The sequence below is a fragment of the Jannaschia donghaensis genome (genome assembly GCF_001403795.1).
Taxonomy (GTDB): Bacteria; Pseudomonadota; Alphaproteobacteria; order Rhodobacterales; family Rhodobacteraceae; genus Jannaschia; species Jannaschia donghaensis.
In genome coordinates this window covers 232,956-248,348 of the sequence record NZ_CXSU01000012.1, presented here as the reverse complement: position 1 = coordinate 248,348, position 15,393 = coordinate 232,956, and the positions used below count along the sequence as shown (strand labels likewise).

Genomic DNA, 15,393 nt, shown 5'->3' with positions numbered 1-15,393 from the left:
CTGGTGCCCTCCTCAGACCGAAATCTGGACGTCGACGCCGGCGGCCAGGTCGAGCTTCATCAGCGCGTCCACGGTCTGCGGTGTCGGGTCAACGATGTCGAGCATCCGCTTGTGCGTGCGGATTTCCCACTGGTCGCGCGACTTCTTGTCGATGTGCGGACCACGAAGAACGGTGAACCGCTCGATCTTGTTGGGAAGCGGGATCGGGCCGCGCACGTGCGCGCCGGTTCGCTTGGCCGTGGCGACGATCTCCGCGGTGCTGGCATCCAGCACGCGGTAGTCGAACGCCTTGAGCCGGATACGGATATTCTGGCTTTTCATGTCATGTCCTGACAAGGCCGCCCTGCCCCGCGATCGGGGGGACGGTCGCTTAAGTTGAGAGGAGGAGACCGGACCACCCGAACCCCTCGTCGAACCCTGACGGTCGAAAGCCGCACCTGATCTGATCGAGGGGCGGCCCGTCCGTGAATGCGCGCAACTAGACCGACTCGGACAAGGCCGCAACCCCCTTGTGTCCAGTCCTGGTGGGGAGGCGGAAACGACCGGGCGAACGTAGCGTCAATGTGATTTGACAGCTGCGGGGAAAACTTCCTACCACCTATCGCGCAGGTTGATCTCGGACAAATTAATGCTCCGGGGAGCCGCTTTCCATACGGTCGCAATCCCGATGGAACAATCAATTGGAGACGATGATGACATTTAAGATGACCGCCGCAGCCGCCCTGATCGCCATGTCCGGCACGGCATTTGCCGATGCCCACGCCCCGACGATGGGTCAGGGTTTTGACATGCTGCAGACCGCCCTGATGAGCGATTTCGACCGCATGGGCATCCCCACCGACACCCTCGACGATCTGACGCTGGGCCAGCTGGCCGCGATCAAGTCCGTCCTGGAAGATGGCGACGAGAGCAACGACAAAGGTCGCGTCGAAGCGATCATTGCGAACAACTGATTTCGATCGGTTTCGTGGAAGAGGCGGTCCTTCGGGGCCGCCTTTTTTCGTTTGCCGCCGACGGTCCCGCTGACGGCAGGCCGGGCACCGGTGGCCCCGGGGCTGTCGCCCGCCCGGCCCGCGCATCGGTGCCGCAGGCTTTGCCTGACCGGCGGCTTTGCCTGACCGGCTCTGGCGACGACGCCCCCGAAGGGCGTCCGTCCCCCGTCGCGCCTTATCCACGGGCGCAGCCCCGAAGGTCGCGATCCGCTGTCGTGACAAAGGCCCCCGGGGGGCCTTTGCACCGTGGGATGACGCATCGGGCCTGCGGGCCGTTACGCCTATCGGCTCTCGTGACAAAGGCCGCCCCTCCGGGACGGCCGTTGCACTGCGTCTTGTCGGCAGACGTTCGGACGAACGTCGCTTCCCCTCTCGTGACAAAGGCCCCTGAAGGGGCCTTTGCACTGTCGGGTGGCGCGCATCGGCCCTGCGGGCCGCTACGCTTACTCCGTGATTTTGCTGACGACGCCGGCACCCACCGTCCGACCGCCTTCGCGGATCGCGAACCGCAGACCCTGCTCCATCGCGATCGGTGCGATCAGCTCCACGCCGAACGACACGTTGTCGCCGGGCATCACCATCTCCGTGCCTTCGGCCAGGTTCACCGTGCCGGTCACATCCGTCGTGCGGAAGTAGAACTGCGGACGGTAGTTGGCGAAGAACGGCGTGTGACGGCCACCCTCTTCCTTGGTCAGGATATAGGCCTCGGCCTCGAACTTCGTGTGCGGCTTCACGCTCGACGGCTTGCACAGCACCTGGCCACGCTCAACGCCTTCGCGGTCGACACCGCGCAGCAGCGCGCCGATGTTGTCGCCCGCCTCACCCCGGTCCAGCAGCTTGCGGAACATCTCGACGCCCGTGCAGGTCGTCTTCTTGGTGTCGCGGATGCCTACGATCTCGATCTCGTCGCCCACGTTGATCACGCCACGCTCGATCCGGCCCGTCACAACCGTGCCGCGACCCGAAATCGAGAACACGTCCTCGACCGGCATCAGGAACGGCTGGTCCACGGCACGCTCGGGCGTCGGGATGAACTCGTCCACGGCCGCCATCAGCTTCTTGATGGATTCCTCGCCGATCTCCGGGTCACGCCCTTCCATCGCCGCCAGCGCCGAGCCGGGGATGACCGGAATGTCGTCGCCGGGATACTCGTAGCTGCTCAGCAGCTCGCGGATCTCCATCTCGACCAGCTCCAGCAGCTCCTCGTCGTCGACCTGATCGACCTTGTTCATGTACACGACCATGTGCGGGATGCCGACCTGGCGACCCAGCAGGATGTGCTCGCGCGTCTGCGGCATCGGGCCGTCGGCCGCGTTCACCACCAGGATCGCGCCGTCCATCTGCGCCGCGCCGGTGATCATGTTCTTGACGTAGTCGGCGTGGCCCGGGCAATCGACGTGGGCGTAGTGCCGCGCCTCGGTCTCGTACTCGACGTGCGCCGTCGAAATCGTGATCCCGCGGGCCTTCTCCTCGGGCGCGCCGTCGATCTGGTCATAGGCCTTGAAGTCGCCGAAATACTTCGTGATCGCAGCCGTCAACGTCGTCTTGCCGTGGTCAACGTGACCAATCGTGCCGATGTTAACATGCGGCTTGTTACGTTCGAATTTTGCCTTCGCCATGATGGGCCCCTGACTTGAAGAGAGCCCGCGTCGGGCCCCCGGAATTGCATCGCGGGCCGTCTAACCGCAGCGCGTCGCCTTGGCAAGCCCGAGCGGGGCGGCCGAACCCCTTCGGATCAGTTGTCCGTATCGTCGATCCGGGGCGGCCGGCCGGCCCCCGCCGGCAACCCGATCAGCGTCGGATTACGCAGCAGCCAGGCCTGGACCTTGCGCGCCATGTTGCGGCACAGCGTCTCGAGCTGCTGGTCTGCATCCTTGACCAGGCCGGACCCCAACAGCAGCGTTTCCGCCCCTTCGAAGGTCGAGATCTGTTCAGCCCCGGCCAGCTTCTCCTGGGGATCTGCGCGCCACAGGTTCGCCGAAACCACAAGGATGGATTTCGGCGTCAGAACGATCGGAATGCCCGGAGGAGCCAGCGAATATCCGTCGATGTTAAGCGCGATGACGTAGCCTGTCCCACCCGAATAAGCGCCGAAGCGACGCTCTACCTCGGCCGTCATGACGGACTTCAACTGCTCGGGCGTGGCGGTGCGGGACGGCGGTATCTTCTTGGCGTTCTCCGAGACGACGACCGTGAAGGCCAACTCGAAATCGCCCATAGGGGGCAGGTCTTCGCCCAGTGGATCGGGTGCAGCGCAGGCCGAAAGTCCGGCTGCCGCAAGACCGGTCGCGGCGAATGTGCGTCTGTTGATCGAGTGGGCCATCGTCATCCCCTTTAAGGTAGGCGCGTGGTAGACAGCGCGTGCAGGGGGGTCAACGATGTCACCGCTCCTGCCCTAGCCGAAACGGTTGTCACGCGGGAAACCACGGGGGGCCATGCGGCCCGCCTGCGCCCGGGACCCCAGCCATTCGGTCAGATCCGCCTCGTGGCGGGTGCGCCCCGCCGGATCGGACCACGACAGGCCGTCGGCCAGAGTGATCACCTTGGCATCGGCCAATCCGCCATCTTTGAATTTCTGCAGCCGCACGCCCTTGCCGCGCGGCATCTCCGGCAGATCCGACAGCGGGAAGACCAGCATCTTGCGATTGTCGCCGACGCAAGCGACGTGGTCGCCCCGGGCCGCGACCGGGCGCAGGGCCGTCACATCGCCGCGAACACTCATCACAGCCTTGCCCGCCCGTCGCATCGCGACCATCTCCTCCTCGGGGACAATGAAGCCGTCACCCGCGCTGGACGCGAGAAGCAGTCTGCGCCCCGGTTGGTGGATCAGGATGTCGACGATCGCCGTCTCGTTGGGCAGATCGATCATCAGGCGCAACGGCTCCCCCATGCCGCGGCCTCCGGGCAGCGAATTGGCCAGCAGGGTAAAGGCCCGACCGTCGCTGCCCCAGACGATCAGCTTGTCAGTCGTTTCGGCGTGGAACATGAACGCCGGGCCGTCGCCGTCCTTGAACTTCAGGTCCTTGTCGAGCGCGACATGCCCCGAAAGCGCGCGGACCCATCCCATCTGCGAACAGACCACCGTCACCGGCTCCCGCTCGATCATGGCTTCCAACGGGACATCCGCAACTTCGACCGCTTCGGCGAAATCACTGCGCCGGCGGCCCAGAGCGGTCGCCTTGCCGAACTGCTTTCGCACATCGCGCAACTCGTCCGAGATGGTTTTCCACTGAACGATCTCGGACTCGAGCAGGTCCTGCAATCCCGCCCGCTCCTCCATCAGAGCATCCCGTTCCTTGAGAAGCGCCATCTCCTCAAGGCGGCGCAAGGCGCGCAGGCGCATGTTCAGGATGGCCTCGGACTGCACTTCGGTAAGCGTCGCTTGATGCTCCGTCGGCAGCGGCGAGGTATAGTCGGATTCGTCGCTGGCCCGAGCGGCACCGTCCCCCCACGGCTCGAACATCAACGCCTCTTTCGGGGCGTCATCGTAGCGGATGATGTCGATGACCCGATCGAGGTTGAGGTAGGCGATGATGAAACCTTCCAGAACCTCCAGTCGGTGGTCGATCTTCTCCATCCGGTGGGTGGAACGACGTATCAGCACGTCGCGCCGGTGGTCGAGGAACGCCTGCAACACTTCGCGCAGTCCGCAGACACGGGGCGTCACCCCGTCGATCAGCACGTTCATATTGAGAGAGAACCGCGTCTCCAGCTCCGACATGCGATAGAGCGTGTTCATCAGCACGTCCGGGTCGACGTTGCGCGACTTCGGCTCCAGCACGATGCGGACGTCGTCGGCACTCTCGTCCCGGATGTCGCCCAGGATCGGGACCTTCTTGGCCAGGACCAGTTCGGCCAGCTTCTCGATCAGCTTGCCTTTTTGAACCTGGTACGGAATTTCGGTGACGATGATCTGCCACTGCCCCTTGCCCAGATCTTCGACATGGTGGCGGGCGCGCAGGCGGAAGGCACCGCGCCCGGTGCGGTAAGCCTCCAAGATGTTCTCGCGCGGCTCCACGATGATGCCGCCTGTGGGAAAGTCGGGGCCGGGAATATGCTCCAGCAGGGTTTCATCGCGGGCGTTCGGCGACTTGATAAGGTGCAGGCAGGCCGCGATCAGCTCGTCCAGGTTATGTGGCGGAATGTTCGTCGCCATACCCACCGCGATGCCGGCGGCCCCATTGGCCAGAAGGTTCGGATAGGCCGCCGGGAGCACGACGGGTTCCTGCAGCGTGCCGTCATAATTGTCGCGAAAATCGACGGCATTTTCGTCCAGACCGGCCAGCAATGCCTCGGCTGCGGCGGTCATGCGGGCTTCGGTGTATCGCGCGGCTGCGGGGTTGTCGCCGTCGATATTGCCGAAATTCCCCTGCCCGTCGACCAGCGGATATCGAACCGCGAAATCCTGCGCCAGGCGGGCCATCGCGTCATAGATCGCGGCATCGCCATGCGGGTGATAGTTCCCCATGACGTCGCCGGAAATCTTCGCCGATTTCCGAAATCCGCCATTCGACGAAAGACGCAGTTCGCGCATCGCATAGAGAATGCGCCGATGGACCGGCTTCAGCCCGTCGCGCGCGTCCGGCAACGCCCGATGCATGATCGTCGACAGCGCATAGGTCAGGTAACGATCGCCAATCGCGCGGCGCAAAGGTTCGCGAACCACCTCGCCTTCGATGGGGGCCGCGTCGTCCGTGTCGTTCGGGTCACTCATGACCCTGATCTATCGACCGCGACTCGGCCAGACAAGCAAAGGCCGCTAGTGGGGCCGCCAAACTGGGTATTTTTGCAAGCACGCCCATGTTACCACTGCGTAAACCTGAGGGAACCGCTGCCACGGTCAGGTCGTTGTAGATGCAACACCTATTCGATGCTGTCGGGGAAATGAAATCATGCTGAAAATGACCTTTACGCTTGCCGTCGCTCTCTATGCCGGATTCGTCATCTGGGGCGATCCGCAGAGCGATTTGCTGACGGAGCGGAGCACGCGGGACACCGCCATCGCCGCCGCCTCGGCCGGGGAATTCTCGCAGCCCGTCATCATGACCGACGACCAAGCCGGGGCCGTCGTAACACGCGCCGCAATGATCGACACCGTCGTACCGGACGCTGCGACGATTGCCGCTTCCGCCCCCGACCCGTCCGAAACACGTCGGGGCCCGCGCCTGATCGGAGAGCCGGTCGTCGTGAGCCTTGTCGAAGCCAGTGCGCCGATCACCGCGACCGATGCCGGTCCAGCCATCGACAGCGATCTTTACAAGGTATCGGGAAGCCGCGTGAACATGCGTTCGGGCCCGTCGACGGCCAACACCGTCGTCGACAGCTTGCCGGGCGGCACCCTGACCGAAATGATCGGTGAGGTTTCCGACGGTTGGGCCGAAATCCGCGACGTGGCCTCCGGCAGGACCGGATACATGGCGGCGCGGTTCCTCGAGCCCGCGTAAGCTTTTGCCGATTTATAGGAAGGGGTGCATCCCGCGAGGGCTGCGCCCGTTTTCATTTCGTCGTGTCGCTGCTAACGCACGCCCATGACACGTTCCATCCTCATCACCGGCGCTTCCACGGGCATTGGATACGATGCCGCCAAGACGCTGCACGCGCGCGGCTGGCGGGTCTTCGCCTCGTGCCGAAAGCCGGAAGATTGCGCGCGGTTGCAGGCTGAAGGCCTGACCTCGCCGCTGATCGACTATGAAAACGCCGCCACCATCGAGGCCGGCCTTGCCGAAGTCATGGCGGCGACGGGCGGAACGCTCGACGCATTGTTCAACAACGGCGCTTATGCCGTCCCAGGTCTGGTGGAGGATCTGCCGACGCCGGCGCTGCGCGCCTCGTTCGAGGCGAATTTCTTCGGTTGGCATGACCTGACGCGTCGCGTCATTCCCGTGATGCGCAAGCAGGGCCACGGCCGTATCGTCCAGAATTCCAGCGTGCTCGGCTTCGCCGCCGCCCCCTGGCGCGGGGCTTACAATGCGACGAAGTTCGCGCTCGAAGGGTTGAGCGATACCTTACGGATGGAAATGCGGGGAACAGGCATCGACATTGTCCTGATCGAACCCGGCCCCATCACATCGAAGTTCCGCGCCAACGCACGTCTGCAATTCGAGCGTTGGATCGACTGGAAATCCTCGGCTCGCCGCGCCGATTACGAGACCCTCATGGATCGCCTCTATCAGGACAATACCGCGAAATTCGAACTTCCGGCCGCCGCAGTGACCAAAGCGCTGTTCCACGCGATCGAAAGCCCGCGACCCAAGGCGCGTTACCGCGTTACCGTGCCCACGACACTTGCGATGGTGGTCAAGCGTGCCTTGCCGACGCGAATGGTCGACCGCATCGTCTCGAATTCCTGAGGCATCGGCTTAAGTCAAAGACGAACGTTAGATAGGAAACGACATGCGTGACGATCCCCTTTTCTATGTGGTTGCAGGTGCCTGCCTGCTGGTGCTCGTGATCTTGATGACCGGGATCGGCGGCTTTGCGAAAGGCGGCGAGTTCAACCAGAAATACGCGAACAAGATCATGCGTTGGCGCCTGATCGCGCAGCTCGTGGCGGTGGTGTTGCTCGTCGGTTTCGTCTGGCTCCGGTCCAAAGGATAAATCATGGTTGTTCTCTCGAAAATCTATACCCGCACCGGCGACGGTGGCACGACGGCCCTTGGCGACGGGTCCCGTGTGGCGAAAACCTCTGCGCGCGTCGAAGCCTATGGGACGGTGGACGAGGCGAACTGCACGATCGGTATGGCGCGCCTGCACGCGACCGGCGACATGGATGCCCGCCTGACGATGATTCAGAACGACATGTTCGACCTTGGCGCGGACCTGTGCCGCCCGGGCATGGCGAACGACGCGCAAGCGGAATACCCGCCGCTGCGCATGACGCAATCGCAGGTGGAAAGACTTGAGGCCGAGATCGATACGATGAACGACGCGTTGGAGCCCCTGCGGTCCTTCGTCCTGCCCGGTGGGTCGGCGCTGGCGGCGCATCTGCATCTGTGCCGCACGGTAACGCGACGGGCTGAACGGCTGTGTGTCGAGCTCGCCGATGAGGGCGATGTGAACGCAGCTGCGGTAAAGTATCTCAACCGTCTGTCGGACTGGTTCTTCGTCGCCTCGCGCATCGCCAACGACGACGGTCGCGCCGACGTCCTTTGGGTTCCCGGAGCCAATCGAACCTGAACCGGTCGATGGGGGGCCAATGGCTCCCCCGCCAACCGGTTGGCTAAAAATCATCATAAATTCTCTGAACTGCCCCTGTTTTGCCGCGATGTTTCGCAATTGGAAACAGATCTTATGGCAAGAGAGAGTTTATCGGATGACAGACGCCCCCCTCGCCCCCGTCGCCACGTTCTGGACCGGCGCGCCGCTTTCGTTCGTCGAACGGCTTTGCCTCAAGTCCTTCGTGGACGTCGGTCATTCGATCACGCTTTACAGTTACGAGGATATCGAAGGCGTTCCCGACGGCGTCACCCTCGCCGATGCGTCGGACATCCTGCCCAAGCCCGATACCTATACCATCCACCTTCGCACTGGCAGTCCGGCACCCTTCGCCGATCGTTTCCGCTACAATCTGCTGCGCAAACATCCAGGCGTCATCTGGGCCGATACCGACGCCTATTGTCTGCGCCCCTTCACGCCCAAGAACGGCTACTACTTCTCCTGGGAAGATGATCACCAGGGCAGCGTTTCGAACGGCGTGCTCGCCCTGCCCGCTGACAGCCCGGCGCTGGCGGAACTGATCGCCTATACCGAAGACGAATACGCGGTGCTGCCTTGGTTGCCCGCCAAGTCACTGAACGAAGCCTGTCGCCGGGCGCGTGACGGCGATCCGATGCATGTCACCGAAATGCCCTGGGCCGTCTGGGGACCGACCGCCATTACTCATATCCTGCGCACCACCGGCGAAATCGAGCACGCGTTGGAGCGCGATGTCCTGTACCCGGTACGCTATGCCGATCGACGACGGTTCTTCCGCAAAGCCCGACTGACGTGGGAACACATCACCGAAGACACGCAATCCATCCATCTCTACGGACGTCGGATCCGCAGCCGTCTGGCCTCTGATTACAACGGCATCCCGCCCCGTGGCACCCTTCTTGCCCGCCTGGGGGAACGACACGGTATTGCAGCCTGATCCCACGACGCAAAGATGACACCGACCACTTCGGTCAAAACGGTGCGTCACAAGGCATCATCCTGTCGCTTTCGACCTGTCCCAGACCCCGCGCATCGGCTAACACGCGGGAAACAGTCTTCAGGAGGAGCGACCGATGAAAGTCCTCGTACCCGTCAAGCGGGTCATTGATTACAACGTCAAGGTTCGGGTCAAAGCCGACGGAACCGGTGTTGATCTGGCCAACGTGAAGATGTCGATGAATCCGTTCGACGAAATCGCCGTCGAGCAGGCGATCCGCCTCAAGGAGGCCGGGACCGCCGACGAGGTCGTCGCCGTTTCCATCGGTGTCAAGCAATCCCAGGAGACGTTGCGGACCGCGCTTGCGATGGGGGCCGACCGTGCCATCCTGATCGTGGCCGCCGACGATGTGCATACCGATATCGAGCCATTGGCCGTGGCCAAGTTGCTCAAGGCCGTCATCGACGAGGAACAGCCTGGCCTCGTGCTGGCCGGCAAGCAAGCGATCGACAACGACATGAATGCGACCGGGCAGATGCTTTCGGCTCTGCTCGGCTGGTCGCAAGCGACCTTCGCGTCCGAAGTCGCGATCGACGGTGACCATGCGACGGTGACCCGCGAAGTGGATGGCGGTTTGCAGACGATCAAGGTAAAGATGCCCGCCATCGTCACCGTCGACCTGCGCCTGAATGAGCCGCGCTATGCGTCGCTGCCAAATATCATGAAGGCCAAGAAGAAGCCGCTCGACGAAAAGACGCCCGCCGATTACGGCGTCAACGTCGCCGCGCGCCTTGAAATCGTCAAGACATCCGAACCCGAGGCCCGCAAGGCTGGTGAAATGGTGACGTCCGTCGACGATCTGGTCTCGAAACTCAAAGAAGCGGGGGCTGTATAATGGCTGTTCTTCTGATTGGCGAAGTCACCAACGGTGAACTCAATCTCGATGCGACCGGCAAAGCGCTGACCGCGGCAAAGCAGCTGGGCGAGGTGACGGTCCTGTGCGCCGGCGCGTCCGCCACGGCAGCGGGCGAAGCCGCGTCCAAGCTCGACGGCGTATCCAAGGTTCTCGTGGCCGAAGATCCGACGCTGGGCCACCGCTTGGCCGAGCCGACCGCCGCGCTGGTTGCCGGTATCGCCGGCGATTACTCCCACATCCTAGCCCCGTCCACGACCGACGCCAAGAACGTGATGCCCCGCATCGCGGCCCTGCTCGACGTGATGATCCTTTCGGACGTGACGGCCGTGATCGACGCCGACACGTTCGAGCGTCCGATCTATGCGGGCAACGCCATCCAGACGATCAAATCCACGGATGCAACAAAGGTCATGACGATCCGCACCTCCACGTTCGAGTTGACGGGTGAAGGGGGCTCCGCCCCCGTAGAGAGCATCGGCGCCGCGGCAGATCCGGGCCTTTCGGAGTGGGTCGAAGACAAGGTTGCAGAATCCGATCGTCCCGAACTGACCTCCGCCGGTGTCGTCGTGTCGGGTGGACGCGGTGTCGGGTCGGAAGAAGACTTCGCCATGATCGAAAAGCTGGCCGACAAATTGGGGGCTGCCGTCGGCGCATCGCGCGCCGCCGTAGACTCGGGCTACGCTCCGAACGACTGGCAGGTTGGACAAACGGGCAAGGTCGTCGCGCCGAACCTCTATGTGGCCGTCGGCATCTCGGGTGCAATTCAGCATCTTGCCGGCATGAAGGATTCCAAGATCATCGTCGCGATCAACAAGGACGAGGAAGCCCCGATCTTTCAAGTCGCGGATTACGGCCTTGTTGCCGATCTGTTCACCGCCGTGCCGGAGCTGATCGATAAGATCTGACCCCATTTGCTCCCCTTGGAACGCGGTCCCGGTTTCGGGGCCGCGTTTTTTTGTGGCCGACTTTCAGGCACCTGACACATCAAGCCGCCATTCCGTTCGACCGACGCACCGTTCGCGCGAGAGCAGCGGCGACCTGTTCGTGAGCGTCGGTCGACATCATCCGCAATGCGGCGTCCCGCTCGGTGCCTGGAAATACCATATCGTCCAAGCGACTGTCCCCCAAATTGGATGACACATCGCATTGCACGATCTTGTCGAATGCCCCTTCCAGACTCTCGATCATCTCGACCGACACGAAAGCAGGCTCGGACCCAAGTCCATAATCGTTGCGGTTCTCGATATGCAAAAGCACCCGCGTGCCGGAGATGCGCGACAGCAGCAGCTTCATCCGGGCGTGCCAGGCTTCCGCAAGTTCCACCTGAACGCGGGCGAACCGTTCGGGGCATCTGCGTCGCAGCGTGACGAGCATGTGACGCGTAAAGGAGAAATCGCTAAAATCGATGTCGCGGTAGAGGTTCGTCAACGGGCGCGCAGCTTCCAGAAAGCGGTCGTTGCGGCGCGGATGGACGGTATAGAACCGGTTTGAGATGTTGTGAGCACCGGTCAGTTGTACGATCGCGACCTCGGCCCGCGACAGCACCCGCAGCAGCCGATCGTCGAAGCTAAAGACGTCGAGTCCGGCGTTGCGCACACCCAGATTGACCACGCGTCGTCCCGTCAGTTCAGCCAACTGGTCGGTGAACGGGTCTTCCACGTATCGGCCGTAAACCTCGCATCCACCGATCACGACGGTATAGGCCCCATCAAGGGGCACCGCGGGCCCACGAAACGGGATGCGCGACCCGCCGTAGTAGCACGGATAATAATCCAACCCGTCGGTTTGACCTTCGTAACTCATGGCATGCCCGTACAGAATCGTTCCTAGAGCACGATCCTGACAGCCAAGGCTTACCGAAGAGTTGAACGTGGCATTCATGTCGAATTGATGCGATCGGCAAGCGCGCTTGCCCCTCCCCACCCCCCTGCTATGGTCCGCCGAAGCGACAGGAGAGCGGCCATGGACATCAAGAGCATCGGCATCGTGGGCGCGGGCCAGATGGGCAACGGGATCGCACATGTCTCTGCGTTGGCCGGATACGACGTGACGCTCACCGACGTGAACGCGGATGCCCTGAAAGCAGCAACTGACGTTATCTCAAAGAACATGGACCGGCAGGTCAGCCGTGAAAAGATCAGTCAGCAGGATCGCGACGACGCGATGGGACGCATCAAGACGACGCTGACCCTGACCGACCTTGGCCCGTCCGACCTCATCATCGAGGCGGCGACGGAACGCGAAGACATCAAGCACGCGATCTTCGCCGAACTTCTGCCCAGCCTGAAACCCGAAACGATCCTCACATCCAACACGTCTTCGATCTCGATCACGCGCCTGGCCAGCCGAACCGACCGGCCCGAACGGTTCATGGGCTTCCACTTCATGAACCCGGTACCGATCATGCAATTGGTCGAATTGATCCGCGGCATCGCGACAAACGAAGACACCTACAAGGCGTGTCGCGCGGTCGTCGACAAGTTGGACAAGACATCAGCCACGGCCGAGGATTTCCCGGCCTTCATTGTCAATCGCATCCTGATGCCGATGATCAACGAAGCAGTCTATACGCTTTACGAAGGGGTCGGTACGGTCACGTCGATCGACACTTCTATGAAGCTCGGGGCGAACCATCCTATGGGTCCGCTGGAGCTGGCGGATTTCATCGGGCTGGATACCTGCCTGGCGATCATGAACGTCCTGCACGACGGTCTGGCCGACACGAAGTACCGGCCCTGTCCTCTCCTGACGAAATATGTCGAGGCCGGCTGGCTTGGCCGGAAGACGCAACGCGGCTTTTACGACTACCGGGGCGATGCCCCCGTGCCAACTCGCTGAGCAGGATCAGCCGTTCAGCGTTCGATCGCGAAGCCAGCTCATGAATGATGTGGAGTTATCCGTATGCGCACGCCAGTCGTCGGGCGTCAGCGCCGGACGCACCACCGGAGCCTGCGGGCGACCAAGCGAATGGACCACCTCATGCAGCAGCAATCCTTGCCGCAGCGTCGCCGAGATCCGATTGGCGATCTGATAGGCCCTTGAATTGGCTCCGTCGAAATGGACCGGCACGACCGTCGCGCCGCTGCGTCGGATCATCTTGGCCGTGAACGGGTTCCACGGCTTTTCAACCGCGGGCCCGAAGGCCGTCTTCGATGCCGCGACCGACCCGGCCGGAAATACGACGATGCAACCGCCGTCCTCCAGATGCAGCATCGCCCGCCGTCGCATCTCCAGATTGCGCTCCCGCGCGTCTTTCTCGTGTGCAAATGGCACCGGTATCATCAGGGCGGACACCTCCGGCACGTCGGTCAGCAGGCTTCGGGTCAGGATGCGATAGTCCTGCCTGACCCGCCCGACCAGTTCGGCCAGAATCATGCCATCGACCAGTCCGTGCGGATGGTTGGCGACGATCACGCAAGGCCCGCTCTGCGGAATATGCGCGATCTGATCGTCGGGCGTGCGGACCTCTATCTCCATCACCCGCAAGGCATGAGCGAAGAACGCGTGGCCGGTTTCAACGCCCTCCGCCTCGAACCGGCGGATCAGCTGCAGAAGGCGCAGCTTTCCCGTGGACCATTCAATCAGGCGGATGACGAACGCTTTCACCGGGTTCGTAAAGGTCCCGGCATAACTCAGTTGGCGACGATCATATGTGTTGTGGCTGGAAGATGCCGTCCCGGACCGTGTCCACGGGAACGAGAAATCGCTCACATCCCCTCGCCGAAATAATCGCCGACAAGGACGGCAAGTGCGTCCAGAAGCGCATCAGCTTCGGCTCCAGACGTTTCGACGTCTATGGACGTGCCGCGCGCCGCGCCAAGCATCAGCAGCCCCATGATCGAGTCGCCCGCGGCATCCATACCGTCCTTCGATGCGGTGGCGCGCGCGTCGAACCGTTCCACACATTCCACGAATTTAGCGGAGGCCCGTGCGTGCAGCCCTTTTTCATTAACGATTTCAAGCGTGCGCGTCGGCATACGGTCCCCGGTCGGTACTTGCAGGATCAGGCCGCGGGGCCCTGTGCGACGTCCATGTAGCGCGTTCCGGCGGCTTTGGCCAAGGCCAGCGCCTCGTCGAGAGGTTTTGTCCTGCTCCGGGCGAGTTTGATCAACGCCGGCAGGTTCGCACCATAGAATATCTTGCGATCCGACGGGGCACAGGCCCCCATCGACAGATTGGACGGGGAGCCGCCGAAGATATCCGTCACGATGACGACGCCATCACCCTGATCGACGCTGTCGGCGATGACCTGAATCTCGCGTTCCTTGCTGGCGCGGTCGCACATCGCGGCCACGGACACCGCGCGCAATCCCTTCTGCGGACCCATCACATGTTCCACGGCGCGCCGATACTCCTCGGCGAGTCCCCCATGTGCAACGATAACGATGCCGATCATACGGCGCTTACCCCATGACCCGTATCCCCCGAGCCGTTGGTGGACGCCGCATCGCGGCGGTCCAATTCCCGGTGTCGTTTAGACACCTGCCATCCCTGATCGGCAAGCGTCCGGGACAGCATTTCCGTGACGGCAACCGAACGATGTCGCCCGCCGGTGCATCCCAGGCCGACCGCAAGGTGGGCACGACCCTCCTGTCGGTAGGCCGGCAACAAAGACAGGATGAGGCCCGACAGACGCTCATAAAAATCCCTGAACCGCGGGTCGGCCCGAACGTAGTCGCGCACGGAAGCATCCCGACCGGTGCCCTCACGCAACGCCGCCTCCCAATGAGGATTGGCGAGGAAGCGAACGTCGAACACCAGATCCAAACCGCGCGGCACCCCGCGTTTATAGCTGAAGGACTGCACCGAAATCGCAAGCCGCCGGCTGTCACGTCCGAACCAACGCAGGACTTCGTCCTTGAGATCGTGAACTGTCAGGCCCGTCGTATCGATCAACGTGTCCGCATGATCTGCGACCCCGGCCAGGATCGAGAGTTCGCGCGTGACCCCGACCTCCGCGTCTTCCTCCGGGGCCAGGGGATGACGTCGTCGCGTCTCTGAAAATCGCGAGATGAGTGTGGGTGCATCGCAGTCGAGATAGAGAAGTTTGGCCCCATAGGCCGGATCGGCCCGAACCTTCGCCGCCAACGACAGAAGCGCATCGACGCTGAAATCGCGGTTGCGGACATCGATTCCCAGAGCGAGAGGCCGGTCCAACCCGCCATCGAGCAGCCTTGCCATCAGCGACAGCGGCAGATTGTCGATCACTTCGTAGCCGGTGTCTTCCAAAACATGGATCGCCGTCGTTCGCCCGGCCCCCGAAGGTCCGGTGACGAGGATCAGATCGACTGGATCGCGGGACGGGTTCATCACTTCCTCATTAGATTGGCGCGAGACGTAGGAGCCGGCGACGA

General features: G+C 62.7%; 18 protein-coding genes. 9 read left to right on the top strand and 9 right to left on the bottom strand.

The genetic code is table 11. The features are described from left to right. Positions 1–12: 12 nt before the first annotated feature. Positions 13–321 carry a 30S ribosomal protein S10 gene (rpsJ, locus tag JDO7802_RS10450; protein WP_055085322.1) on the bottom strand — a complete coding sequence of 103 codons (309 nt, stop codon included), beginning with the start codon at positions 319–321 and terminating at the stop codon, positions 13–15. A 371-nt stretch (positions 322–692) separates the two neighbouring features. Between rpsJ and JDO7802_RS10445 the strand changes: the two genes are divergently transcribed. After that, the gene (locus JDO7802_RS10445; RefSeq protein ID WP_187298126.1) at positions 693–953 is read left to right on the top strand and encodes a hypothetical protein; all 261 of its coding nucleotides are present in this window, start codon (positions 693–695) and stop codon (positions 951–953) included. Positions 954–1,435: 482 nt separating this feature from the next. Here the strand turns inward: JDO7802_RS10445 and tuf are convergent, their stop codons facing one another. The 3 genes from tuf to JDO7802_RS10430 form a co-directional block, all read right to left on the bottom strand. Then, positions 1,436–2,611 carry an elongation factor Tu gene (gene tuf / locus JDO7802_RS10440; protein ID WP_055085317.1) on the bottom strand — a complete coding sequence of 392 codons (1,176 nt, stop codon included), beginning with the start codon at positions 2,609–2,611 and terminating at the stop codon, positions 1,436–1,438. 116 nt (positions 2,612–2,727) lie between these two features. Beyond that, positions 2,728–3,315, bottom strand: a complete 588-nt coding sequence (locus tag JDO7802_RS10435; protein WP_055085315.1) for a hypothetical protein — start codon at positions 3,313–3,315, stop codon at positions 2,728–2,730. A gap of 72 nt (positions 3,316–3,387) precedes the next feature. After that, a complete protein-coding gene (locus JDO7802_RS10430; protein WP_055085313.1) occupies positions 3,388–5,706 on the bottom strand; it encodes a DNA topoisomerase IV subunit A in 2,319 nt (772 codons plus the stop codon). Positions 5,707–5,884: 178 nt separating this feature from the next. On the opposite strand from JDO7802_RS10430, the gene JDO7802_RS10425 reads away from it, so the two are divergent. The 7 genes from JDO7802_RS10425 (at position 5,885) to JDO7802_RS10395 (ending at position 10,944) form a co-directional block, all read left to right on the top strand. Then, positions 5,885–6,436, top strand: coding sequence for an SH3 domain-containing protein (locus JDO7802_RS10425; protein ID WP_055085311.1), 552 nt, complete (start codon positions 5,885–5,887; stop codon positions 6,434–6,436). A gap of 84 nt (positions 6,437–6,520) precedes the next feature. Beyond that, entirely contained in the window at positions 6,521–7,342 is an 822-nt protein-coding gene (locus JDO7802_RS10420; protein ID WP_055085310.1) for an SDR family oxidoreductase, read from the top strand. 43 nt (positions 7,343–7,385) lie between these two features. Next, entirely contained in the window at positions 7,386–7,589 is a 204-nt protein-coding gene (locus JDO7802_RS10415) for a twin transmembrane helix small protein (RefSeq protein WP_055085308.1), read from the top strand. Between the two features lie 3 nt (positions 7,590–7,592). Beyond that, positions 7,593–8,168 carry a cob(I)yrinic acid a,c-diamide adenosyltransferase gene (locus JDO7802_RS10410; RefSeq protein ID WP_055085306.1) on the top strand — a complete coding sequence of 192 codons (576 nt, stop codon included), beginning with the start codon at positions 7,593–7,595 and terminating at the stop codon, positions 8,166–8,168. 136 nt (positions 8,169–8,304) lie between these two features. Next, positions 8,305–9,123 (top strand): hypothetical protein, encoded by an 819-nt coding sequence (locus JDO7802_RS10405; protein WP_055085303.1) that lies wholly within the window; start codon positions 8,305–8,307, stop codon positions 9,121–9,123. A gap of 136 nt (positions 9,124–9,259) precedes the next feature. Continuing rightward, complete coding sequence (locus JDO7802_RS10400; protein ID WP_055085301.1) at positions 9,260–10,018, top strand: electron transfer flavoprotein subunit beta/FixA family protein; 759 nt, start codon at positions 9,260–9,262, stop codon at positions 10,016–10,018. Next, a complete protein-coding gene (locus tag JDO7802_RS10395; protein WP_055085300.1) occupies positions 10,018–10,944 on the top strand; it encodes an electron transfer flavoprotein subunit alpha/FixB family protein in 927 nt (308 codons plus the stop codon). Before JDO7802_RS10400 ends, JDO7802_RS10395 begins: the two co-directional genes overlap by 1 nt. 79 nt (positions 10,945–11,023) lie before the next feature. Here the strand turns inward: JDO7802_RS10395 and JDO7802_RS10390 are convergent, their stop codons facing one another. Next, positions 11,024–11,842 (bottom strand): DUF6473 family protein, encoded by an 819-nt coding sequence (locus JDO7802_RS10390; RefSeq protein WP_055085298.1) that lies wholly within the window; start codon positions 11,840–11,842, stop codon positions 11,024–11,026. Positions 11,843–12,001: 159 nt separating this feature from the next. Between JDO7802_RS10390 and JDO7802_RS10385 the strand changes: the two genes are divergently transcribed. Next, positions 12,002–12,877, top strand: coding sequence for a 3-hydroxybutyryl-CoA dehydrogenase (locus JDO7802_RS10385; protein WP_055085296.1), 876 nt, complete (start codon positions 12,002–12,004; stop codon positions 12,875–12,877). Positions 12,878–12,883: 6 nt separating this feature from the next. Here JDO7802_RS10385 and JDO7802_RS10380 read toward each other — a convergent pair whose 3' ends face one another. From JDO7802_RS10380 to rapZ, 4 genes are all read right to left on the bottom strand, one after another. Then, positions 12,884–13,645 carry a lysophospholipid acyltransferase family protein gene (locus JDO7802_RS10380; RefSeq protein WP_306455359.1) on the bottom strand — a complete coding sequence of 254 codons (762 nt, stop codon included), beginning with the start codon at positions 13,643–13,645 and terminating at the stop codon, positions 12,884–12,886. 101 nt (positions 13,646–13,746) lie between these two features. Further along, the gene (locus tag JDO7802_RS10375) at positions 13,747–14,016 is read right to left on the bottom strand and encodes an HPr family phosphocarrier protein (RefSeq protein ID WP_055085294.1); all 270 of its coding nucleotides are present in this window, start codon (positions 14,014–14,016) and stop codon (positions 13,747–13,749) included. Between the two features lie 26 nt (positions 14,017–14,042). After that, positions 14,043–14,435, bottom strand: a complete 393-nt coding sequence (locus JDO7802_RS10370; protein ID WP_055085292.1) for a PTS sugar transporter subunit IIA — start codon at positions 14,433–14,435, stop codon at positions 14,043–14,045. After that, positions 14,432–15,349, bottom strand: coding sequence for an RNase adapter RapZ (rapZ, locus tag JDO7802_RS10365; RefSeq protein ID WP_144430594.1), 918 nt, complete (start codon positions 15,347–15,349; stop codon positions 14,432–14,434). Before rapZ ends, JDO7802_RS10370 begins: the two co-directional genes overlap by 4 nt. Positions 15,350–15,393 lie beyond the last annotated feature (44 nt).